Below are 22,806 nucleotides of genomic sequence, written 5' to 3'. Positions count from 1 at the left end.
GAAGTGGTTCGTTTTACTCACTCGTTGTTCAGTTTTCAAAGATCAACTTCCTCGTCGCCAGTGAATCTAGTTCGCATCAGCAACTCTTATAATATATCACATTCTCAGTTACTTAGCAAGCTTTTTTTGAAAAACTTTTAATTCATTGAAAGCTGCGATATATTCCCGCTCAGAAGCGGCAAAAAATAATATACCACAGCATTTCTATGTAGGTCAACCCTTTTTTAAATAAATCAGTAAATGACTTCTTCTATATAGAGCTGCCGCTGCTGCATCAGGTTAATGATCTCTCCCTGAACGGATACCATCGGTCTGGTTGGATGCTGGCTATCGGTAAAAACAATCTCTCCCGAAGTCCCGTTGCTCAGGCGCACGCAAGTACCTGAATGGAGGGCCGTTACCTTTTGAATAAATGTCTGGACGATCTTGGGGTCCAGCTTGCCGAAGGCTTCCAGCTGGATTTGTTCCAGCACAACATAGGGCGACTGGGCATTCCGATAGAACTTATCCAATGTCATCGCATGAAAGATATCCGTAACGGCGACGATCTTGGCATAGATATGAATCTTGTTCCCCTCAAGGCGGAGCGGATATCCAGAGCCATCCACTTTTTCATGATGCTGAAGAGCTGCGAGCCGTACTCCTTCATTCACTGCCGCCACATTCTTGAGAATCTGATAACCATAGGTCGTATGCTGACGTACTTCCTCGTTCTCTTCTTCGGTTAGCTTGGAAGGTTTATTCAACACAATGGGATCAATCTTGGCATTTCCGATATCATGCAGCAACCCTGCAAAAGCGACCTGCATCCAATCTTTCTGCGGAAGCCCCACCCATTGTGCCAGCTTATAGGAGGAAAGGGCGCAAAGCACAGCACTGTGATACCGGTAATCATGGCGATTCGTCATGCGTGGAATAAATTTAAGAATGTGATACTCATGCTGGTGCTTCAATAAGTTTTCCATCTGATTACGAACTTCATACATTCGAAGCTCGCCTGTTATTGCGGATTGATAACAGTTTTTGACCAAGGTCATGGTCTTGTCATATTCCTCATGCAAGGCCAGATCTTTTCGGGCAGGCGCTTCTTCGTTCCCGTTGCCCTGTTGATTCCCCGTAAAGATCAGCGAAGGCTTTTGCCCTGCGGATTTTACGGTCGGTATTCTTGTGCTCTCCGCTTCAACGGACTCTACGGTAACATGGTCCACCATGAAGGCCTTCAACACTTCCAGATCCCGGGGAAGCAATACCTTGCCTTTTTGAAGCAACAGTCCCCCCAGAGGCGTATGTACATCTTTAGCCAGCTTTACTCCGGCCACTACTTCATTTACGGCTTTGATCGTCATGATCAACCCTCTCCATCTAATAAGCTGCGTCATGGCAGCTAACTTCACCTTATAATATACATATTATAGTTCGTCTTCCGCAGCCTGTACAATACCAATTCCCTGAATTTGTAATCCGATAAAACAAAAAAAGAGCATGGATGCAAATCTGCATCCATGCCAAGCTTCTTCGTTATTCTTCGGTCGGCTCGGCCGGCTCGATTGGTTCTGCGCCGTCTTGGCCTACTTCTCCCTCTTCGTCGGCATCCGGCTCATCGCTCTTATCCGCACGGCAGACGGTACCTACGGCATCGTCCTCGCGGATGTTGATCAGCTTCACGCCTTGAGCATAGCGGCCCATGGTGGAGATGCCCTCCATGCTCGTACGGATGATGGTGCCGCTTGCCGTAATGATCATGAGGTCTTCTTCCGATTTCACGACCTTCAGTGCCACAACCGGTCCATTCTTCTCCGTAATATTGATGGTCTTGATCCCTTTACCGCCACGGGTCTGGCTGCGGTAGTCGCTTGCAGGCGTCCGCTTGCCGTAACCTTTGGTCGTTACAATGAGGATATCAAGCTCCTGGTCTACTACGTCCATGCCAATGACTTCATCATTGTCGTCCAGCGTGATCCCTTTCACCCCGGTCGCGCTTCTTCCCATCGAGCGAACATCGCTCTCCTTGAAGCGGATGGACATTCCTTGCGCCGTTCCCATAATGATTTCTTGCTGACCGTCCGTCAGCTTCACCTCGATCAGGGAATCGTCCTCGCGCAGATTAATCGCAATCAGACCGCCCTTGCGGATATTCACATAATCCTCAAGCGGGGTTTTCTTAACGACACCCTGGCGCGTTGCAAAGAACAGGTAATTATCGCTGTCAAAGTTCTCCACCGGAATCACGGCATTGATCGATTCGCCCTGTTCAATTTGAATCAGGTTGATGATCGGCGTTCCGCGGGCGGTACGGCTCAGCTCTGGAATTTCATAGGCTTTTAACCGGTACGCCTTCCCTTTGTCCGTAAAGAACATCAGGTAATGGTGGGAATTCGTGACGAAGAGATGCTCGACAAAGTCCTCGCTCTTCGTATCCATCCCCACAACGCCGCGTCCGCCCCGCTTCTGACTGCGATAGGTGTTCGCAGGCAGACGCTTGATGTAACCCGTATGCGTAATGGTGATGATCACTTCTTCGCGCGGAATCAGATCCTCGTCCAGAATGCTGTCTTCCCCGACCGTAATTTCGGTGCGGCGCTCATCCGCGAAGCGTTCCTTAATCTCTTGCAGTTCATCATTGATGATCTGAAGCACAAGATGCTCATTAGCCAAGATTTCGCGGAGTTCCGCGATTCTGGCAAGCAATTCCTGATATTCGTTCTCGATCTTCTCCCGTTCGAGTCCGGTCAAGCGCTGCAGGCGCATATCCAGAATGGCCTGTGCCTGCTCATGACTGAGACCGAAACGCTCCATCAAGCCCTCGCGGGCAGCCTCTGTGGTTTGGGAAGCGCGAATGAGGGCAATGACCTCATCGAGATGATCCAGTGCGACACGCAAACCTTCGAGAATATGAGCGCGTGCCTCCGCCTTCTTGAGCTCGAACTCCGTCCGGCGGCGGATAACGCTGACCTGATGCTCCAAATAATGGAACAGCACGTCGCGCAGGTTCAAGATCTTCGGTTCGTTGTTCACGATGGCCAGCATATTAATGCCGAAATTCGACTGCATGGCCGTATGCTTGTACAGGTTATTCAAAACGACATTCGGGTTGACGTCCCGGCGCAGCTCAATAACAATCCGCATGCCGTTACGATCCGATTCATCGCGCAGATCCGTAATGCCGTCAATTCGTTTTTCGCGAACCAATTCCGCAATTTTCTCAACCAGACGGGCCTTGTTCACTTGATAAGGAATCTCATGAACGACAATGCGCGCCTTGTTATTATTCTCTTCGATCGTCGCCTTCGCCCGCATCGTAACGGAACCGCGGCCCGTACGATAAGCCTGGCGAATGCCTTCGCGTCCCAGAATATAACCCGCTGTCGGGAAATCCGGTCCTTGGATGTATTCCATCAGTTCCATCGGCGTGATGTCAGGGTTACGAATCATCGCCTGTACACCATCGATGACTTCACCAAGATTGTGAGGCGGAATATTGGTAGCCATCCCTACCGCGATCCCCGACACGCCGTTTACCAGCAAGTTAGGATAACGCGCAGGAAGAACCACCGGCTCCTGCTCCTCGCCGTCATAGTTCGGAGCAAAGTCTATCGTCTCTTTATTAATATCACGCAGCATTTCCATGGCAATCTTCGATAAACGAGCCTCGGTATACCGCATAGCCGCTGCCATATCGCCGTCGATGGAACCGAAGTTCCCGTGCCCATCAACAAGCATGTAACGCATGGAGAAGTCCTGCGCCATCCGGACCATGGATTCATAAACTGCGGAATCACCATGAGGATGGTACTTACCAATAACTTCGCCTACGATTCTTGCCGATTTCTTATGCGGTTTATCCGGAGCCATTCCAAGTTCGGACATCGCATACAGAATACGACGGTGTACTGGCTTCATTCCGTCCCGTACATCCGGCAAAGCCCGGCTGACAATGATGCTCATCGCGTAATCCATAAAGGACTCGCGCATCTCGGTACCAATGTCCCGATCTTTGATTTGGGAGAAATTTTCTTCCGCCATGCTGGACCTCCTTCATTTTCCTATCAACCATGCCTTGATCTATGTGAAAAAAGCAGAATAGTGATCAGAAACCTAGAAACGCACTAACCTTTATTATATTACTTTCACAAACATCGCACAATTAAACACGGGATGGATCAAGTGAAAGCATGATTTTTGCCCGGAAACCGGGATATACGCCCTGTCCTCCGTGCCCCTTTTCACATACAATGCATTGCAAAGGACTTTTCGAATCATCACATCTTTATATTATACCACTGTTTGTCATACTTGTCCTATGTTTTCCGGGCATCCCCTCTCTTGTCAGAGGCAGCCACACTCTTTTAAATCAACCGATCACACGAGTTTGTTTTACGAGACAGGCAAAATCCTGTCACTCCAATCATACAGCTAAGAAAGGATGAAGATGTTTGACTATCCAACGCGTTGCAAGCAAGTGGGCGAAAACGAAAATACTGTTGAAAAACAAAGGCCTCGCCTCTTATGTTCCGGCTACCCGCCTATATTCATTGGAGACGCTTGAAGACATGCTGAATACGCATGCGCTTGTGTATATCAAGCCTGACCGAGGGACCTACGGCATCGGCGTGATGTCGGTCGAACAGCTCCATTCCCAAACCGCGGATACTGATGAAACAACGGATGCTTCCTACATGCTTCGTTACGACCATAAAACCGAAGTATTTACCTCTCTGGAGAGTCTCCATAAAACATTAAGCGCCTTGTTTCAAGGCAAGGATTATCTGGTTCAGCAAGGCATCCACCTGCTCCGTCATAAGGACCGTCCCTTTGATCTTCGTGTACTTACCCAGAAGAGTCCTTCCGGTCAGTGGGTGAGCACAGGAATAATCGGCCGGGTCGCGGCCAAAAATAAAATCATTACCAACCATCACAGCGGCGGCGTGGTTCATCACTACAAACCGCTAATGCTCGAGCATATGACGGCTGAAGAAGCAGGGAATATCCGCAGAGAACTGAATACGCTTGGAGTGAACGTCGCTTCGCAGCTGCAAAAAACGTATCCGAACCTGAAAGAAATCGGCCTGGATGTTGCGATTGACGATCGCTGGAACATTTGGATCCTGGAGGTTAATACCAAACCTGCCCTGTTCCCGTTCAAGAAATTCTTCAAGGATCCCAGCATCTACAAACAGGTAGAAAAATACGCCAATGCCTACGGACGCAACTTATCCAGCAAGAAGAAAACCAAAAAAACCGGTTAGCAAGTCTCTCTGAATCGATTGGGTCCTGTTATGCAACGACTCACGGCCTGTGCCCGTTATTAACGAAAAAAAGGGGTGTTCCCCTGAGGTCTTCAAAGACCTTGGGGATACCCCTCTTTAGCTTGCAGTACTTTATACGTCCAAATTCCGGACCGACTTCGCATGCTCCTGAATGAAATCCCGGCGCGGCTCCACGTTATCGCCCATCAGGGTATCAAACAACGTATCGGCCAAGATCGCATCCTCGATCGTCACCTGGAGCATCGTACGGCTCTCGGGATCCATCGTCGTCTCCCACAGCTGGCCGGCGTTCATCTCGCCGAGACCTTTGTAACGCTGTACGTTGATTTTGACGTTCTCGCCGAATTCCTTGATGATCTCGTCGCGTTCTCTCTCACTGCCGGCATACCGGATCACCTTGTTGCGCTCGATCTTGAAGAGCGGCGGTTGGGCAATGTAGATATAACCCGCTTCCACCAGCTTACGCATGTAACGGTAGAAGAACGTCAGCAGCAAGGTACGAATATGCGCACCGTCGACGTCGGCATCGGTCATGATAATGATTTTGTGGTAACGGGCTTTGGAGAGATCGAAATCCTCCGCAATCCCCGTGCCCAGAGCCGTAATGATGGCTCGGATCTCCGCATTGGACAGGATGCGGTCAAGCCGCGCCTTTTCCACGTTGAGGATTTTACCACGCAGCGGCAAAATCGCCTGGAAATGCCGATCGCGCCCCTGCTTGGCGGAACCGCCGGCAGAGTCACCTTCGACGATGTACAGCTCACTGATGGAAGCGTCCTTGGAGGAGCAGTCCGCCAGTTTACCCGGCAATGCGCTGACTTCAAGGGCGCTCTTCCGGCGCGTCATCTCGCGGGCTTTACGCGCCGCTTCGCGGGCACGCGATGCTTGGAGCGCCTTCTCCAGGATCCGGCGGGAAACCGCCGGGTTCTCCTGCAGGAACTCCTGCAGCTTCTCCGCGAACAAGGATTCCACGATCCCGCGCACTTCGCTGTTGCCGAGCTTGGTCTTCGTTTGTCCTTCGAATTGCGGCTCCGGCACTTTGACCGAAATGATCGCCGTCAATCCTTCGCGCACGTCGTCACCCGACAAATTGTTGTTATTGTCTTTGATCAATCCCGTTTTGCGGGCATAGTCATTGATGATCCGAGTGAGCGCGCTCTTAAAGCCGGATTCATGCGTTCCGCCTTCGTGCGTGTTGATATTATTGGCAAAAGAATAAATATTCTCGGTATAGCTGTCGTTATACTGAAGCGACACTTCCACCTGAATGTTATCCCGGGAACCCTCCACATAGATCGGGTCTTCGTGCAGAGCTTCCTTCTTCTCATTCAGGAATTTGACGTATTCGATAATACCGCCCTCGTACTTGAAGTAGTCGGAGGCCCCGGTACGTTCGTCCGTCAGCGTAAGCGCGATGCCCTTGTTCAGGAACGCCAGCTCACGGATCCGCGTCAGGAGAGTTGTATAGTCATAGACCGTCGTTTCCGTAAAAATCTCCGGATCCGGCAGGAAGGTTACCGTAGTCCCGTGATCGTCGGAATCCCCGATGATTTTGATGTCATATTGGGGTACGCCGCGATGATATTCCTGCTGGTAGATGTGCCCGTCACGTTTGACCTGAACCACGACTTTCGAAGACAGAGCATTCACGACCGAAACGCCGACACCATGCAGACCGCCGGATACTTTATATCCGCCGCCGCCAAATTTACCTCCGGCATGAAGGACGGTCATAACCACTTCCAGCGTCGACTTCTTCAGCTTGGCGTTCTCGCCGACCGGAATGCCGCGACCGTTATCGATAACGGTTATGCTGTTATCCTCATGGACAATGATTTCGATATGGTCGCATATTCCCGCCATCGCTTCGTCAATACTATTGTCCACAACTTCCCATACCAAATGATGCAAACCCTTGGCACTGGTAGATCCGATATACATACCCGGCCGTTTACGAACGGCTTCCAATCCTTCCAGTACCTGAATCTGATTCTCATCATATGTCGGTTGATTCATAGACATGCCTTCACCTACTTCTACAGATTCTGTTATGCCTGAGCTATAAAATGATTCGCTCGTTTCTTAAGTGTTGCAGAGGAAATCGGAGAGTAATAGACGATCGATTTCGTCACCACGATGGATTTCGGATCCTCTTCGCCAATCAACTCCACGACTTTATGCTGCTGGGCATGCGTGACGAACTGCTTGGAGATTTTCGAGGATTTCTCTATCGAGATATCGAATATCCCAACCAGCTCTGACGAACGGATGATCTTCTCTCCGCCCAAATGAATATACATATGGAATCACTCCTTAAGAGCCCACCTGTCCGTCATGGACATGAAAAATGCTGGCACCCTTCAATTTGTCGGTATTCAAACTCTCAATGCCCGTCGCCGTGATGAATGTCTGCACTTTGCTCTGGAATGTCTCGATCAATTGTGTCTGCCGGTACGGATCCAATTCAGAAAGCACATCATCCAGAAGCAGCACCGGATATTCACCGATCTCTTCCTGTATCAGCTCGATTTCAGCCAGTTTCAAAGATAGCGCCGTCGTCCGCTGCTGACCTTGAGATCCATACGTTTGGACTTCTTTGCCATTAATATAAAAAGCCAGATCATCTCGATGAGGACCTGCCAATGTCATACCGCGCCGTATTTCTTGCTCTTTCATTTGTGATAATTTTATCATAAATGTCTCAAATAAGACAGCTTCATCTTCTTCCTCCGCGTCAGCAAAGGATGGAAGGTAGTGCAAAGAGAGGTCTTCCAGGCCGTTGGTGATCCCCTGATGGATGCTTTCCGCCCACTTTTGCAGCTTTTTTATAAATTGTTTCCTCTTCTTGACGATTTTAACACCATGTTCTGCCAATTGGCTGTTCCAAATTTCAAGCATCGCCTGCTCGGCGCTGCCCTTCCCCCACAATTGCTTCAGCAGATTGTTGCGCTGCACAAGCACCTTCTGGTACTGCTGCAGATGAAACAGGTAGCTTGGGGCCACCTGCCCGATTTCCATGTCAAGAAACCGGCGGCGGACCCCCGGCGTGCCTTTGACAATCTCCAGATCCTCGGGCGCAAACATCACGACATTGAGCGAGCCGATGAAATCGCTAAGCTTCCGCTGCTCAAGCCCGTTGATTTTTGCCTTCTTCCCCTGCTGAGACAAGCTCAGCTCCAGCCTCAAAGTGCCGTACTTGCGGTCAATCTCGGCAGATATATGGGCACTGGACTGCTCGAACCCGATCAATTCGCGATCCTTGGAGGTACGATGGCTCTTCGTTAAAGCAAGCACGAAGAGCGCCTCCATCAAATTCGTCTTTCCTTGGGCATTGCGTCCGATGATCAAATTGACATCGCCAAATGCCTCAAGCTGCAGCTTCTCGTAATTTCGGTAATGCTGCAAGCTGACATTTTTGACAAACAAGCTAATCCTCTCCCTCGTCTTCCGCGCTTAGCGCCAAAGCGGCTGCGGGAGGCTATCTATTGTGCTGCCACCTGAAACGTCCCGCAATCCTCTACCTTGACGATGTCGCCGGGAACCAGTTTGCGTCCGCGCCGCTCTTCCTTCTCGTCGTTGACCAGAACTGCCCCTTCCGCGAGCAGCGCCTTCGCCATCCCACCTGTGGATACGCAATCGGATAGCTTCAAGAACTGATCCAGCTTGATATATTCACTGTGGATAAATATTTGTTTCATGACTTCGTCCTTTCATCCCTATCAACATGGGGATAACTTTAATTGGCCGTACGGTACGGCAGAATAATATATTGGCTCTTGCTGTCATCGAGCGGCTTCAGGATGATCGGGCTCATGACGCCCATGAAAGCAATCATCAGCTGTTCGCTTTCAACCACCTTGAGCACGTCCAGCATGTATTTCGAGTTGAACGAGATGCGCAGCGGCTCCCCTTTGAAATCGATCAGGTCCAATTCCTCACGCACTTTACCAAGCTCGGAGGAGCTGGAAGAGATTTCGATGCCGCCATGCTCCATCGTTTGGAGAAGAACAATGTTCGTTTTCTCCTCTTTGGAGAGCAGGTAGGCACGGTCGATCGACTCGCTTAATTTTTTTGTGTCCAAAACCAGTTCTGTTTTATGCGAGGTTGGAATAATTCTAGAAGTATCGGGATAAATGCCGTCCAATATACGGGAATAGAACAGAACACGGTCAATTTTAAATAATACCTGATTATCCGCGACAACGATATCAACCAGCGTATTTTGGTCCGGAATGATTTTGCTCAGCTCATTCAGCGTTTTGCCCGCAATCACGACATTGTTGAACGAAATTCCGTCAGCTCCCTCAAGATGGGCGGAGCGAGTAGCCAGTCTGTGACGGTCCGTGGCCGTAAATTTCAGCTCGTTGTCGTTCAGACTCCATAATACACCCGTCAAAATAGGCGTGGTTTCATGTGTGGAAATGGAGAATACCGTTTGTTTGATCATGTTTTTCAACAGATCCCCTGGCAAAGAAACGGTTTGGCTGCCCTCGATGTTAGGCAATACCGGGAATTCCTCCGGATCCAAGCCGACCATCTGGATTTCCGTGGCCCCCGAAGAAATAAAGGTCTGGAAGTTTTCTTTGACCTCCATCTGAATTTCCTGGGAAGGCAGTTTCTTGATGATTTCAACGAAGAATTTGGCTGGCAGCACAACGCTGCCAGGCTGCTCTACCTGAACGATGGTATGCTTCTCATCCTCCGCAGGAATAAACGATTGAATGGAAATATCCGTATCGCTGGCTGTTAGCGTGACGCCCGAATACGTGACATCCAGTTTAATGCCGCTGAGGATCGGGATCGTGGTTCGGCTGGAGATCGCCTTCGATACGTGTTGAATGGATTCGTTTAATACATTTTTTAATATGCTGATTTTCATCAAGTTCACTCCTTACGGAAAAATGAGAGGGGGTTTTTCTCTTGGCGAAAGCCAAGGGGATTCCCCTCTTTATGGTTAATTTATTTATTAATTATTATTAGTAATAGTAATAGGGACACTGAATATGTGGATAAGCCTCGTAAAAGGCATAAAATTAAGCCTATCCACATGTGTATAGATTGTGCATAGGCTTTGAACTTGTTCAGGTTGGATTTTTGATTTTCTCCGTAATGTTATTGACCACTTTGAAAAGCTCCTGGTCCGTTTTCAGAGATTGGGTAATCTTCTCATGGGCATGAATGACAGTGGTATGATCCCGGCCTCCGAATGCCTCTCCGATCTTGGGAAGGGAATAGTCGGTTAATTCGCGGGACAAGTACATGGCAATTTGCCGCGGAAACGCGACGGCTTTGGTCCGTTTGCGGGCTTTGAAGTCTTCCAGTCTCAGGTTGTAATACTCGCCGACCTTTTGTTGGATATCCTGAATCGTAATCATTCTCGGCCGGCTGGACGGGATGATATCCTTCAGGGCTTCGGCTGCCAGATGCGTTGTAACGTCCTGATTGGTCAGGGAGGAATAAGCGACGACACGGATAAGGGCACCTTCAAGCTCACGAATGTTCGTATCGATCTGATTGGCGATATACATCATGGCTTCGTTCGGAATATCCAGATTCTCGGCCTTGGCCTTCTTGCGAAGGATGGCGATCCGCGTCTCCAGATCCGGCGGTTGAATGTCGGTGATCAATCCCCATTCGAAGCGGGAACGGAGCCGTTCTTCCAGCGTCGGGATCTCCTTGGGGGGACGGTCACTGGATATGATAATCTGCTTCCGCTCTTCATGCAGGGCGTTAAACGTATGGAAAAATTCCTCCTGCGTCGATTCTTTCCCGGCCAAGAACTGGATATCGTCAATGAGCAGAATATCAACGTTGCGGTACTTGTTGCGGAAGCTTTCTGCGCGGTTGTCCCGAATGGAGTTGATGAACTCGTTGGTGAATTTCTCGGAGGAAATGTACACGACTTTGCTGCTGGGATTGTGCTCCAAAATGTAGTGGCCGATGGCATGCATCAAGTGCGTTTTTCCAAGACCTACTCCACCATATAGGAATAACGGGTTATACGCCTTAGCCGGAGCTTCGGCAACGGCGAGCGAGGCAGCATGTGCGAACCGGTTGCCCGAACCGATGACAAACGTGTCAAACGTGTACTTCGGATTCAGCATATGGGACTGAATTTCTTCACCGGATATTTCAAGCGGTGGCGAGGGCTGCTGCGGAGCAGGTTCGTGTGCCTTCGTCTCTTCGATCACGAAGCGAACGTCGACCTGCTTGCCCACCACCTCCAGCACGGTTGCACTAACCAGCTTGGTGTATCGGCTCTCCAGCCATTCCACAGCAAACGTTGTCGGCGCGGAAATGACGACGGAGTGATCGTTAATGGTCAATGCCTTGGTAGCTTTAAACCAAGTGTCAAAACTCGGTTTGCTCAGCTTGGTTTGTATGATCGATAATATTTCTTGCCATAATTCGGAAGTATGGCTTTCCAAAACTGTCACTCCTTTAAATCTTCCAAATGTGGCTAGAGCCATGTGTGGAATTGTCGAAAGAAAATGAATGATGTCTAATTATCCCCAGAACTAACTCCTGTGGAAACAAAAAAATATGGATAAATTGAAATTGTTCACAACTTTATCCACAGCCTGTTGATAATATTATAGCTTCATTCACATATTCACAACCAAAAGTAATATCATCATAGCAAAAGAAGGCCTTATTTTCAATGTATGTCGCTAATTTATCCACAAATTCAATACGTTGTGCATAATTATTATTCACACCACTATATATTGTTTATAATCTGTTCGGCATTCGACATCATTGGCCTCAAAGCGCGAAAAATTATTCACAGCTTGTCCGATTGGCAAGCAGAATTTTCTTCTCTCACCATCTGTTCATAACTTCTGGTTGAATGTTCTAGCAGCCGCACAATCGACCAAAGGTGAAAAATGGCTGTGGATAGTCATCCAAAGTCCTCAAACGGAATCTCCGAGTTTCCTTTCGAGGGCTTTTTTTGTGACACAACTTAATAATGGCTCTCTAGTCGATCTCAAATGATAGATTCAGAACGCTTATGGCGTCGAATGGTCGGCGACCGTCCAGGAATGGCTCGGACCGCACCCGCGCAGTGCGCAGAAGTCTAAAAGCATCTGTTTATTGGCTGTTCCATTGCAACCTTCTTTGCGAACGACCGTACTATAAGGAAAAATGGACGGGGGAACCATGGATGCGGACCGAAGGGAAGGGCATGAGCTGGAGAAAAATAGGGGTGCTGCTTGCACTGGCGGCCCTATTGGTTCTGATGGCAGTATGGGCTCAGAGCTATTATTCGAAGAAAGTGTTTCATATGGAAGACATAAAGTACGCGAAATATGCCGATTCGGGGAACGGGACCGTCGAGTACAGAGGATCATTTGGCCGCGGGGAGCCAATCTATGTCCATGCCGATGAAGAGGGGAAAAGGGTCGAGATTGCCGGCGAAATATATGAAATACGGGCATATGGTAACGGATCGGGACATTCGGCGTCCTATGAAGTGACCTATCCTGATGGGAAAGTCTACCGCGTGGAACCGTTTGGGGACCGGAGCTTTCTTGCATACGACGAGAAGGGGGAGATGGTGATACCCGGCATGAGGTTCATGGACGGCAGCGGCCAAGTTTATCGATCCGATCCGGATGAGCCCCGCTATTTCCCCACGGAGCTGGCCAAGGCTGCTGACGAGCGGTTTCATGACCCGAATGGCAGCATAGGATTCTTTTTGTTGGCGCTCGGGTTAGGGATCATGAACTGGTGCTTCTTCAAATATGAGCCTTTCCAGCGGTTTATGTTTCATATTTCGCCATCAAATTGGCTGTATGATAATCCGGAGCCCAGCGATTTTTACTTCTTTATGTGCAAGGCAGGGGGGATTTTCGGTATGGGATTCTCGCTGTGGATATTTTTTGCGCATGCATTATGACAAAAAAAGCCCGTTTTCGTCATGGATCGGATCCAGCGAAAACGGGCTTTTCTTTAAGATATACGAACGTTTAGTACTTCGAAGCAGGGCCACCCTGACTTTTATCGAAGAAAACAACATCGGATGCCTGCTGTTTTCTGAGAAGGTACGTCGAACGGTGTTTTTCTTACTATAGTAAGCTTACGCGTTCTCGAATCTGCGCTGGAATTCGGTAATCGCTTCATAATCTTCCTCCAGCTTCCGGGAAATGCGGATGAAAATCGGCAGCAGCGCTTTATAAATATCGGCGCTTTCTTTTACTGGCTGATGTTCATGGGTGCCGCCGACCATCGTCTCGACGATATCGAGCGATTCCACTCTGCCTGTGGCGTACAGTCCAAGGACCACTGCGCCAAGGCAAGAGCTCTCGTAGCTTTCCGGCACGATCACCTGCTGGTCAAAAATATCCGCCATCATCTGACGCCAGATCGGTGAACGGGCGAAACCGCCGGTGGCATGAATTTTTGCCGGCCGGCCGATTTGTTCCTCCATCGCCAGCAGAACGGTATACATATTAAAGATCACGCCCTCCAGCACGGAGCGGATCATATGCTCTTTTTTATGATTGAGCGTTAAGCCAAAGAACGAGCCGCGGGCATTCGGATCCCATAACGGCGCGCGTTCTCCCGTCAGGTACGGGTGAAACAGGAGTCCGTTCGAGCCGGGCGGAATACGGTCCGCGATTTTGGTCAGCACATCATAGGGATTGATCCCCAGACGCTTGGCCGTTTCGATCTCGGAGGCGGCAAATTCATCGCGAACCCAGCGGAAAATCATGCCCCCGTTATTGACCGCGCCGCCGATGACCCAATGCTTCTCCGTCAATGCATAGCAGAAAATACGTCCTTTCGGATCGGTCATCGGCTTGTCGACGACCGTACGGATGGCGCCGCTCGTACCGATCGTGGCTGCAACGACGCCCGGCTGGATGGCGTTCACGCCCAGGTTCGACAGAACTCCGTCGGCAGCGCCGAGCACGAACGGCGTGGAGACGGAGAGCCCCATGGCTGCGGCATACTCGCTTTTTAAGCCCTCCATGATATGTGTAGTAGGGACGATGGTCGACAAATGGTCCTCGGTGATGCCGGCGAGCTCCAGCGCCTGCGGATCCCATGCCAACGCCTCGAGGTTCATCATCCCGGTGCTGGAAGCAATGGAATGGTCAACGACATACTGGCCGAACAGCTTGAAATAAACGTATTCTTTGATCGAAATGAATTTGGCTGCTTGCGAAAAGAGGGAGGGCAGCTCATGCCGCATCCACATCAGCTTGGTTACGGGTGACATGGGATGAATCGGAGTTCCGGTTCTAAGGTACAGCTCCATGCCGCCAAGTTCCTTTTTGAGCTTCGCCGACCAGGCTGCACTGCGGTTATCCGCCCAGGTAATGCAGCGGGTCAGCGGGGTGCCTTGGCTGTCCACGGCAATGACGCTGTGCATGGCTGCGCTAAAGGATACGAACAGCACTTGAGCCGGATCGATCCCGCTCTGCGTCATGACGCCTTGAACCGAGGCGATGACGGTTTGAAAGATTTGTTCCGGGTCTTGTTCGGCCGTAGAGGGAGTCGGTGTAAGCAGCGGATATTCGCCGCCGGCCTTGGCAACGACCTCACCGTTCTCCTTGAAAAGGACCGCTTTGGTGCTTGTTGTTCCGATATCGACGCCGATCATATAGTTATGTGTACTCAAGAGACCTACCTTCTTTCTACGTAAGGGCACCCGGCAGCTGCTTAAAAAAGCGCTTCGGGAGCCCTCATGTGTCTTATTGCTTCATTATACAATTACATTCAGAACAAGAGCCAACACGAGCCCGGTCACGGAGAGAATCGTTTCCAGCACGGTCCAGGATTTTAGCGTCTGGGCTACCGTCATATTAAAGAATTCTTTTACCATCCAGAAGCCGGCATCGTTAACGTGGGACAGTACGATGGAGCCTGCTCCGGTAGCGAGCACCACTAGCTCCACATTGGCGCCCGGCGTCATCGCAAGCACGGGAGCAACGATTCCAGCGGCGGTTGTCATGGCTACGGTTGCAGAACCGGTTGCGATGCGAATGAGCGCCGCGACAAGCCATGCGAACAGAATCACGTTGATATTGGCGCCGGTTGCAATTTCGGCGATGGCATTGCCGACGCCGCTGTTGATCAGAACCTGCTTGAAAGCGCCGCCTGCACCGATGATCAGAATAATCGTGGCGATCGGAGCTAGACATTCGCTGGTGAAGCGGGAAAGATCATGTTTATTAAAGCCGCGGGCGAATCCAAGCGAGAAGAAGGAGAAGACCGCAGCAATGAGCAGGGCAATGATTTCATGACCGATAAATTTGCAGAACACGGAAATGAAGCTGGTGGACTCCGGATCGATAATATCCGCTGCGGACCCGATAAGCATCAGAATGACCGGCAGCAGGATCGTAAACAAGGTGATGCCGAAGCCTGGCAAGCCTCGTTCCGCTTTGCTTGAAAACTGCTCGGCCAGCTCTTCGGGCGGTTCGGTTCGAATCCGTTTGCCGATAAATTTACCGAACACCGGACCGGCGAGTATCGCTGCAGGAATTCCGACCAGGAACGAATAGAGAATGGTCATGCCGAGGTCCGCATCATAAGCTTCAATGGCAATCATCGGTGCGGGATGCGGAGGCACCAGCCCGTGAACGGTAGACAATCCGGCCAAAATCGGAATGCCGATGTGCAGCAGGGACATTTTCGTTTTGCGTGCAACCGTGAACACAATAGGAATCAGCAGGATGACGCCAACCTCGAAAAATACGGGAATACCGACAATAAAGCCGACGATCATCATCGCCCAGTGGACGCGCTTCTCGCCGAAGCGATCCACGAGGGTGGTGGCGATTTGTTCGGCACCGCCGGATTCGGCCATCATTTTTCCCAGCATGGTACCGAGGGCGATAACGATCGCAATCGTTCCGAGCGTTCCGCCAAGACCGCCGGTTATCGAAGTAATCACATCCGCAGGCTGCATGCCCGTCAATAGACCGAGGATCAGCGCGGAGATCAGTAAGGTAACGAAAGGATTCCATTTATATTTGGAAATCAGCACGATCAGGAAGACGATCGTCAGCAGTGTCCAGATCATTAAGGTAGCGTTATGACTGAGACCGAATAGTGAATTCATATCTTGCTTCCTCCTATAGATTACCCATTTGAATTGGGAAATGGTTAGTATCATCGGGCTGTTCTGCGGTAGTATACCCAAAACAAAAGCGAATTCTATTGTATACTTGTCGACAACTTAGAGCGTACACATGTAATGTCAGTGCGGAGGAAGGGAGGATTATATTAACCCTCCGGAAAACTAAGATGAAGCGTCTGACGGGAATCATCGAAGTAATGCTGAACCGCCGTTTGGATCCGTGCCGGATCCAGGGATTCCATCTCCGCAATAAGCTGAAGATGCTTGTCCATGACATAGCGAACCTTGGCGCCCCCGCCACCGAATACCTGCCGCGTCGTAATGAGCATCACCGTGATCACGATGGGGCGAATGCTCTTCCACAGATGAAGAATTCGTTTATGGTTCGCTTCCGTTATAATCCGTTCATGAAAAGCCAAATCCTGATAGGAGAATTCCACCGGATCCTGATGTTTGGCGGCAAGCTCCATCCGATCGACGATTTGCTTTAAATGCTGGATCAGTTCCGGCTGCGGATTCGCAAACACATGTCCTTGCACAAAGCTCTCGATAAGAAAACGGACATCGTATAATTCCTCGACTTCCTTGAGCGATAAGCCCATGACGACGGCTCCCATGCGCTCCAATTGAATCAAACCTTCGCTGGACAGCGTTTTCATCGCTTCCCGCACAGGGGATCGGCTCGTGCCGAATTCACCCGCGATCCGGTTCTCGGATAGGATTTCTCCGCGCTTGATGGTGCCGCTGATAATCTGCAATCTCAGTTCGCTGGCAATGGCCTCTCCGAGAGAGGCTCCCTGAAGCCACGTTGAGGGAAATTTCATAGCATAATTCTCCAATCCAGTACTGATTCTTGAAGTTCTCCAGTGATCATCATACCACAAGGAATGAAAAGGGGACCATGCCCAGCCTGGTCATAATGCCTGCAGGGAACATGCCCTAAAGAAACAGCAGGGTGCATGAAAGAGAATATATGTTATTCCGATTTCTCAACGGCATGGCCGCCAAATTCATTGCGAAGCGCGGCAACGACTTTGCCGTGGAACGTATCTTGATCAAGGGAGCGATAGCGCATGAACAGCGACATGGCGATGACCGGCGCGCTGGCTTGAACCTCGAGTGCGGTTTCCACCGTCCATTTGCCTTCGCCGGATGATTTCATCACGCCTTTAATGTCTTCGAGCTTCGGATCCTTGGAAAACGCGTTTTGCGTCAGTTCCATGAGCCAGCTGCGAATGACGGAGCCGTTCGACCATACCCGCGCGACATCCTCATAGTTAAAATCAAACGCGCTCTTTTCCAACACTTCAAAACCTTCTGCAATGGACTGCATCATGCCGTATTCGATGCCGTTATGGACCATCTTCAGAAAATGGCCGCTGCCGCTTTCACCGGCATACAAGTAACCATTCTCGACAGCCATATCCTTAAACAGGGGCTCGATGCCGCTAAATACGTCGCGGTTGCCCCCAATCATGAAGCAGCCTCCATTATGCGCGCCTTCCATGCCGCCGGAAGTGCCGGCATCGAAATAATGAATGCCCTGCTCCGCCAGGCGTGCTGCACGGGCGATGGAATCTTTATAATGCGAATTGCCGCCGTCAATCAAAATATCGCCGGACTCAAGGAGGGGCGTAAGCGATTCGATGACCGAATCCACGATCTTACCGGCCGGCACCATCATCCAAACGATGCGTGGTTTATCCAGTTTGGCTACGAGCAATTCGGTGGATGCCGCAGCTTCCGCGCCGCACTCGGCGGCTTGAGCGACCAGTTCCGTATTTAAGTCGTAAGCTACGACCTGATGTTGATGGTGAATCAGATTCTGAACCAGGTTGAGGCCCATTTTCCCGAGACCGATCATGCCTATTTTCATAAAACAATGCAGCTCCTTCTTAGGTGTATACTTGTATACAACTTAAATTCAATTTTTATACTACTCTTTTATGGCTCTGGTGTAAACATGGGGGATTAAGAGGGCTGGAGGGCGTGAGGTTGACCTAAAAGGGACCATCCACAACGTGTTCAAATAGGTTATCCCCATGTGGATAATTCAAAACTAGCAATAATGACTACTTGTGGAAAACTTATGAGCGGGTCGAAGTCAAGTTTGGTTTGACTTTTGGGCCTGAACGTGATTAAATGTATAAAGGCATTTTCTGTGAAGATGAGAACATTATCCGCTAGCAAGTAGCGGTCTGTTTACAAGAGATACGTCCATAGACGTCGGTTCAACAAATCGCGGTCTATTCTTCCGTGAAAGTGCGTCGATTGACGTTTTGATCTTAAAATATGGGTAAGCGATATTCCTGTAAGGGGGTGCATTAATTCATGAGACCGACTTTCAAACCGAATGTAAGCAAACGCAAAAAGGTACACGGCTTCCGTAAAAGAATGAGCACGAAGAACGGACGCAAAGTATTGGCTAACCGCCGTCAAAAAGGCAGAAAAGTACTGAGCGCTTAATATTGTGCCACGAAGACCACCGAGGTGGTCTTTTTTTCGTAATATCTGCTGCGGTGTGAGGAGTTTCCTTTGAAACCGGCAGAATATAAGCTACATTGAGTGGTAAAGGTTCGCAATCGGGTGTTTAGCGCGGTTTTGGCATGCCTATACTATTATAATAGTAGGGATGTCACAGCAGCGCAGGATGTAATGAACTTGATTAACGGCAGGGCGGTAGAAACTTGTGCATAGAAAACTTCGTTTACGGAACCGCGCTGATTTCAGCCGGGTATATCGACACGGAAAGTCCTTCGCCAATCATCAATTTGTTGTCTATTGGTCGCGCAAAAAAGAGGTTGAGCAGTTTCGCGTCGGCGTTTCGTGCAGCAAAAAGATCGGCAATGCGGTTGTCCGCAACCGGATGAGACGGCTGGTTAAAGAGATTGTCAGGCACCATCAGCACCAGATTATCGAGCATATCGACCTGATCTTTATCGTTCGAAAGGGAGCGCTCGACAAGTCCTATCAGGAGCTGGAGAAAAGCGTGCTTCATGTATTGAGGAAATCGTCCCTTTTGAAAGCGAAGAGGGGCTGAACCATGTGTTTATTTGTCCATATAAATATGTTATGATTTACCGTGGAATGGAATGGCGAAGAGAGGGGTTTTGAAGTGTCGTTCATGAAGACAAGACGAGGAAAATGGTTCCTCCTCACCGCTGTAATACTCGCAGTGGCCGTTATATCAGGTTGTGCGCCTGGAGCTGACCAAACGCGTACCATTGAAGACTTGAAAAATGGAGGCTTTTGGCAGAGCAACGTTGTTTATTACTTTACATGGGCACTTGATACGTTTGCGACATGGTTTAACGGCGAATACGGATTGTCCGTACTCGTGATGGTGCTTATCGTCCGTACCTTGATTTTACCGCTGACTCTGAAACAGGTCAGAAGCTCGAAGGCAATGCAGGCCATCCAGCCTGAAATTCAGAAAATTCGCGAGAAATATAAAGATCAGCCTGAAAAAGTCCAAATGGAAACCATGAAGCTTTTCCAGGAGAATAAGGTTAATCCGATGGCGGGATGTTTGCCGCTGATCGTACAAATGCCGATATTTATCGCACTCTATCATTCGATTTACTATAACAATCTCCTTCGTGATCACGAATTCCTGTGGCTGCAATTGGGTCAACCGGACAAGCTGTTTATTTTGCCGGTGCTTGCGGCTGCAACCACTTATTTCCAAACGAAAATGATGATGAAGATGAACCCGTCTCCGCAAATGGGGATGATGCAGTTCATGCTGTTCGTTTATCCGATTCTGATCTTTGTAATGTCCTTCCAGTTCCCATCCGCACTTCCGTTGTACTGGTTCTACAGTAACCTCTACACGATCGTGCAGAACTACTTCTTGTACCGCAACAATGACAAGGCTGCAGTCGTGGCAAGCGTTGCCAGCGCAACCGAAGGTCATAAGAGCAACAAGAGTGGTAACAAGGGCGGGAAGAAGAGTGGCAGCAAAGGCGGGAAAAAAGGTTCGAAGGGAGCCAAGAAGTCGAGATGAGTAAAATCGTCGCAACAGGAAAAACCATTGAAGATGCTGTCGCACAAGGGCTGGCCCGTTTGGGTGTAAGTCAAGACCGTGTATCGGTTGAAGTATTGAGTCAGCCATCAAGAGGATTCCTGGGCCTGTTCGGGGTCAAGGAAGCGAAAGTCGAACTAACGCTCCTGCCTGACGGTGCCGGCGGCGAACCATCTGTGAAGGAAGTTTCTCCTTCGGGTACGCAAGCTGTTCCGGCCAAAACGGTTCAGGTCTCTCATGTCTCCGTGGCGACGCAGGCAGCGCCTGCGGGCACCGCGATTGCCGAGAGCCCCGGAACAGCTTCCCTTGAAGGCAAGGACCCTTACCAGGAGGCCATCGCCTTTCTTATCGAAACTGGACAAGCCATGGGGCTTGATATTTCGGTTGAGATGGAGAAGGGAAAAGACTTTACGACGCTTCAAATTTCCGGAGCCGGACTCGGACTGATGATCGGCCGCCGAGGCCAGACGTTGGATGCACTTCAGTATTTGGCGAATATCGTAGCGAATCGGTACTCCGATAGTTATCTGCGCATCGTACTGGATGCCGAGAACTTCCGCGACCGCCGCAAGAAGACGCTGGAGGATCTGGCCGATCGATTGGCGGGGCGGGTCCTGAAGACCCGCAAAGAGATTGTGCTTGAGCCTATGCCTGCTGCGGAACGGAAGGTAATTCACGCCAAACTCCAGTCCCATGGAGCCGTGAAGACGTACAGCAAGGGCGAAGAGCCGAACCGGCGGGTTGTCATCACGCCCAAGTCGTCCTAAATGAGTTGAAGAGCCTATATAAACAATGACTCCTTAAGCTTCAAGAGGGAGTCATTGTTTTTTAGAGAGACCTATACGCAAAGACTTCCGCCGGAGGTTTTTGTTTAAGATGATAGATCATGCAGCGGGGTAGTACACCGTTTGGGGTGTAATCCCGAGGTTTTTTAAATAGAAAGAGGTGAAGGAAACGATGTTTAGCGATACGATTGCAGCCATTTCTACGGCAGTCGGTGAAGGCGGCATCGCGATTATTCGCGTCAGCGGGCCGGACTCCGTTCAGGAAGTGGAGCGTATATTCAAAAGTAAAAACAAGCTAACGCAGGTGGAATCCCATACCGTTCATTATGGTCATATTGTGGATCCGAATACGGGGGAAAACCTGGAAGAGGTGCTCGTGACCGTAATGCGTGCCCCTCGTTCGTTCACGACCGAGGATGTCGTGGAGATCAGCGCCCATGGCGGCGTCATCTCCGTGAAGCGGGTCATGGACCTGCTGCTTCAATTAAACATCCGTTTGGCGGAGCCCGGAGAATTTACGAAACGGGCCTTCTTAAATGGCCGGATAGATTTGTCTCAGGCCGAGGCCGTCATGGACCTGATCCGTTCGAAATCGGACCGTGCCTTCTCCGTTGCCCTCAAGCAGGTCGAAGGTACGTTATCCCGCAAAATCAACGAGCTGCGCCATACCCTGGTCGAAACGCTGGCCCATATCGAAGTGAATATCGATTATCCTGAGCATGACGTGGAGTCGCTCACCTCGGAATTCATTAAAGAGAAAAGCAAACTGGTGATGGGGGAAATCGATAAACTGCTCAAGACCGCGCAAGAAGGGAAAATTCTGCGGGAAGGTATTACGACTGCCATTGTCGGACGTCCTAACGTGGGCAAATCCTCGCTTCTGAACACGCTGGCCCAGGATAATCGGGCGATTGTCACGGATATACCGGGCACGACTCGCGATGTGATCGAGGAATTTGTCACCATTAACAACATTCCGTTGAAGCTGCTGGATACCGCAGGCATTCGGGAGACGATGGATGTGGTGGAGCAGATCGGCGTGGAACGATCCAAGCATGCGGTAAACGAGGCGGATCTCATTCTGCTCGTGCTGAATGCCAGCGAGCCGCTTCATCAGGATGAATTGGAATTGATGGAACAAATACGCGGTAGACAATGCATTGTCATTATGAATAAAATGGACTTACCGTCTAATCTCGATCTGGACATTCTCCATCGGTATTATCCCGATGAATTGATCGTTCCGATGTCGGTGAAGGCGCAGGAGGGGATCGACCGGCTGGAAGAGGCCATATCGAACCTGTTCTTCAGCGGCCAGATTGAAGGCGGGGATTTGACTTATGTGAGCAATGTGCGGCATATTGCCTTGTTGAAGAAATCCAAGCAGTCCCTGCAGGATGCCTACGACGCGGCCGAACAGCTCATTCCGATCGATATGATTCAAATCGATGTGAGAATGGCCTGGGAACAGTTAAGCGAGATTCTGGGCGAGGCGGTTGGCGATTCGCTCATCGATCAAATTTTTTCACAGTTTTGCTTGGGTAAATAAGCTTCAGGGCTTACTATATATAGTAGGAACAGCTCAACAATTTCAGGGATATCCGAGGTGGATGCCCCTTGATAACGTATATAACACAA

At 50.0% G+C, this 22,806-nt stretch carries 19 protein-coding genes; 7 read left to right on the top strand and 12 right to left on the bottom strand.

Annotation, left to right across the window (positions count from 1 at the left end):
• Nucleotides 1-233: 233 nt before the first annotated feature.
• Both RB297_RS29250 and gyrA read right to left on the bottom strand, forming a co-directional pair.
• Nucleotides 234-1,346: an HD-GYP domain-containing protein gene (locus RB297_RS29250; RefSeq protein WP_009591541.1), complete on the bottom strand. Its 1,113-nt coding sequence runs from the start codon at nucleotides 1,344-1,346 to the stop codon at nucleotides 234-236.
• Nucleotides 1,347-1,518: 172 nt separating this feature from the next.
• Nucleotides 1,519-4,023, bottom strand: a complete 2,505-nt coding sequence (gene gyrA / locus RB297_RS29245) for a DNA gyrase subunit A (protein WP_090909556.1) — start codon at nucleotides 4,021-4,023, stop codon at nucleotides 1,519-1,521.
• Nucleotides 4,024-4,433: 410 nt separating this feature from the next.
• Here gyrA and RB297_RS29240 point away from each other — a divergent pair, with 410 nt between their 5' ends.
• Complete coding sequence (locus RB297_RS29240) at nucleotides 4,434-5,246, top strand: YheC/YheD family protein (RefSeq protein ID WP_096777278.1); 813 nt, start codon at nucleotides 4,434-4,436, stop codon at nucleotides 5,244-5,246.
• Nucleotides 5,247-5,378: 132 nt separating this feature from the next.
• Here the strand turns inward: RB297_RS29240 and gyrB are convergent, their stop codons facing one another.
• From gyrB to dnaA, 6 genes are all read right to left on the bottom strand, one after another.
• Nucleotides 5,379-7,289: a DNA topoisomerase (ATP-hydrolyzing) subunit B gene (gene gyrB / locus RB297_RS29235; RefSeq protein WP_096777277.1), complete on the bottom strand. Its 1,911-nt coding sequence runs from the start codon at nucleotides 7,287-7,289 to the stop codon at nucleotides 5,379-5,381.
• A 26-nt stretch (nucleotides 7,290-7,315) separates the two neighbouring features.
• The gene (gene remB, locus RB297_RS29230) at nucleotides 7,316-7,567 is read right to left on the bottom strand and encodes an extracellular matrix regulator RemB (protein WP_012818294.1); all 252 of its coding nucleotides are present in this window, start codon (nucleotides 7,565-7,567) and stop codon (nucleotides 7,316-7,318) included.
• A 13-nt stretch (nucleotides 7,568-7,580) separates the two neighbouring features.
• Nucleotides 7,581-8,693, bottom strand: coding sequence for a DNA replication/repair protein RecF (gene recF, locus RB297_RS29225; protein ID WP_009591496.1), 1,113 nt, complete (start codon nucleotides 8,691-8,693; stop codon nucleotides 7,581-7,583).
• A 56-nt stretch (nucleotides 8,694-8,749) separates the two neighbouring features.
• On the bottom strand, nucleotides 8,750-8,965 hold the full coding sequence (gene yaaA / locus RB297_RS29220; RefSeq protein WP_009591516.1) for a S4 domain-containing protein YaaA: 216 nt from the start codon (nucleotides 8,963-8,965) through the stop codon (nucleotides 8,750-8,752).
• 38 nt (nucleotides 8,966-9,003) lie between these two features.
• A complete protein-coding gene (gene dnaN, locus RB297_RS29215) occupies nucleotides 9,004-10,146 on the bottom strand; it encodes a DNA polymerase III subunit beta (RefSeq protein ID WP_012818292.1) in 1,143 nt (380 codons plus the stop codon).
• Between the two features lie 202 nt (nucleotides 10,147-10,348).
• Nucleotides 10,349-11,737 carry a chromosomal replication initiator protein DnaA gene (dnaA, locus tag RB297_RS29210; RefSeq protein ID WP_175320759.1) on the bottom strand — a complete coding sequence of 463 codons (1,389 nt, stop codon included), beginning with the start codon at nucleotides 11,735-11,737 and terminating at the stop codon, nucleotides 10,349-10,351.
• A gap of 695 nt (nucleotides 11,738-12,432) precedes the next feature.
• Between dnaA and RB297_RS29205 the strand changes: the two genes are divergently transcribed.
• Nucleotides 12,433-13,167 carry a DUF6199 family natural product biosynthesis protein gene (locus RB297_RS29205; protein ID WP_375122010.1) on the top strand — a complete coding sequence of 245 codons (735 nt, stop codon included), beginning with the start codon at nucleotides 12,433-12,435 and terminating at the stop codon, nucleotides 13,165-13,167.
• A 180-nt stretch (nucleotides 13,168-13,347) separates the two neighbouring features.
• On the opposite strand, the gene gntK is transcribed toward RB297_RS29205, so the two are convergent.
• The 4 genes from gntK to gnd form a co-directional block, all read right to left on the bottom strand.
• Nucleotides 13,348-14,877, bottom strand: coding sequence for a gluconokinase (gene gntK / locus RB297_RS29200; protein ID WP_374705908.1), 1,530 nt, complete (start codon nucleotides 14,875-14,877; stop codon nucleotides 13,348-13,350).
• 102 nt (nucleotides 14,878-14,979) lie between these two features.
• Nucleotides 14,980-16,341: a GntP family permease gene (locus tag RB297_RS29195; protein WP_015738131.1), complete on the bottom strand. Its 1,362-nt coding sequence runs from the start codon at nucleotides 16,339-16,341 to the stop codon at nucleotides 14,980-14,982.
• 164 nt (nucleotides 16,342-16,505) lie between these two features.
• On the bottom strand, nucleotides 16,506-17,183 hold the full coding sequence (locus tag RB297_RS29190) for a GntR family transcriptional regulator (RefSeq protein WP_009591472.1): 678 nt from the start codon (nucleotides 17,181-17,183) through the stop codon (nucleotides 16,506-16,508).
• Between the two features lie 152 nt (nucleotides 17,184-17,335).
• Complete coding sequence (gene gnd / locus RB297_RS29185; RefSeq protein ID WP_375122009.1) at nucleotides 17,336-18,235, bottom strand: phosphogluconate dehydrogenase (NAD(+)-dependent, decarboxylating); 900 nt, start codon at nucleotides 18,233-18,235, stop codon at nucleotides 17,336-17,338.
• Between the two features lie 455 nt (nucleotides 18,236-18,690).
• Here gnd and rpmH point away from each other — a divergent pair, with 455 nt between their 5' ends.
• The 5 genes from rpmH (at nucleotide 18,691) to mnmE (ending at nucleotide 22,717) form a co-directional block, all read left to right on the top strand.
• Nucleotides 18,691-18,825, top strand: a complete 135-nt coding sequence (gene rpmH / locus RB297_RS29180) for a 50S ribosomal protein L34 (RefSeq protein ID WP_006207379.1) — start codon at nucleotides 18,691-18,693, stop codon at nucleotides 18,823-18,825.
• Nucleotides 18,826-19,048: 223 nt separating this feature from the next.
• Nucleotides 19,049-19,399: a ribonuclease P protein component gene (gene rnpA / locus RB297_RS29175; protein WP_009591465.1), complete on the top strand. Its 351-nt coding sequence runs from the start codon at nucleotides 19,049-19,051 to the stop codon at nucleotides 19,397-19,399.
• 75 nt (nucleotides 19,400-19,474) lie between these two features.
• Nucleotides 19,475-20,365 carry a YidC/Oxa1 family membrane protein insertase gene (locus RB297_RS29170; protein WP_009591548.1) on the top strand — a complete coding sequence of 297 codons (891 nt, stop codon included), beginning with the start codon at nucleotides 19,475-19,477 and terminating at the stop codon, nucleotides 20,363-20,365.
• Nucleotides 20,362-21,150, top strand: coding sequence for an RNA-binding cell elongation regulator Jag/EloR (gene jag / locus RB297_RS29165; protein WP_375122008.1), 789 nt, complete (start codon nucleotides 20,362-20,364; stop codon nucleotides 21,148-21,150). Before RB297_RS29170 ends, jag begins: the two co-directional genes overlap by 4 nt.
• A gap of 190 nt (nucleotides 21,151-21,340) precedes the next feature.
• A complete protein-coding gene (mnmE, locus tag RB297_RS29160) occupies nucleotides 21,341-22,717 on the top strand; it encodes a tRNA uridine-5-carboxymethylaminomethyl(34) synthesis GTPase MnmE (protein WP_375122007.1) in 1,377 nt (458 codons plus the stop codon).
• Nucleotides 22,718-22,806: the final 89 nt, after the last annotated feature.

This window comes from Paenibacillus sp. CR_12 (assembly GCF_041953985.1).
GTDB classification, from domain to species: Bacteria; Bacillota; Bacilli; order Paenibacillales; family Paenibacillaceae; genus Paenibacillus_AQ; species Paenibacillus_AQ lautus_A.
The sequence above is the reverse complement of the archived record's forward strand: the minus strand, read 5'-3'. Positions and strand labels throughout refer to the sequence as shown.

Excerpts from the sequence above, each read along its gene's own strand:
- RB297_RS29250 (WP_009591541.1), bottom strand. The coding sequence starts at position 1,346 with ATGACGATCAAAGCCGTAAATGAAGTAGTGGCCGGAGTAAAGCTGGCT.
- gyrA (WP_090909556.1), bottom strand. The coding sequence starts at position 4,023 with ATGGCGGAAGAAAATTTCTCCCAAATCAAAGATCGGGACATTGGTACC.
- gyrB (WP_096777277.1), bottom strand. The coding sequence starts at position 7,289 with ATGTCTATGAATCAACCGACATATGATGAGAATCAGATTCAGGTACTG.
- remB (WP_012818294.1), bottom strand. The coding sequence starts at position 7,567 with ATGTATATTCATTTGGGCGGAGAGAAGATCATCCGTTCGTCAGAGCTG.
- yaaA (WP_009591516.1), bottom strand. The coding sequence starts at position 8,965 with ATGAAACAAATATTTATCCACAGTGAATATATCAAGCTGGATCAGTTC.
- dnaN (WP_012818292.1), bottom strand. The coding sequence starts at position 10,146 with ATGAAAATCAGCATATTAAAAAATGTATTAAACGAATCCATTCAACAC.
- dnaA (WP_175320759.1), bottom strand. The coding sequence starts at position 11,737 with ATGGCTCTAGCCACATTTGGAAGATTTAAAGGAGTGACAGTTTTGGAA.
- RB297_RS29205 (WP_375122010.1), top strand. The coding sequence starts at position 12,433 with ATGCGGACCGAAGGGAAGGGCATGAGCTGGAGAAAAATAGGGGTGCTG.
- gntK (WP_374705908.1), bottom strand. The coding sequence starts at position 14,877 with ATGATCGGCGTCGATATCGGAACAACAAGCACCAAAGCGGTCCTTTTC.
- RB297_RS29195 (WP_015738131.1), bottom strand. The coding sequence starts at position 16,341 with ATGAATTCACTATTCGGTCTCAGTCATAACGCTACCTTAATGATCTGG.
- RB297_RS29190 (WP_009591472.1), bottom strand. The coding sequence starts at position 17,183 with ATGAAATTTCCCTCAACGTGGCTTCAGGGAGCCTCTCTCGGAGAGGCC.
- gnd (WP_375122009.1), bottom strand. The coding sequence starts at position 18,235 with ATGAAAATAGGCATGATCGGTCTCGGGAAAATGGGCCTCAACCTGGTT.
- rpmH (WP_006207379.1), top strand. The coding sequence starts at position 18,691 with ATGAGACCGACTTTCAAACCGAATGTAAGCAAACGCAAAAAGGTACAC.
- jag (WP_375122008.1), top strand. The coding sequence starts at position 20,362 with ATGAGTAAAATCGTCGCAACAGGAAAAACCATTGAAGATGCTGTCGCA.
- mnmE (WP_375122007.1), top strand. The coding sequence starts at position 21,341 with ATGTTTAGCGATACGATTGCAGCCATTTCTACGGCAGTCGGTGAAGGC.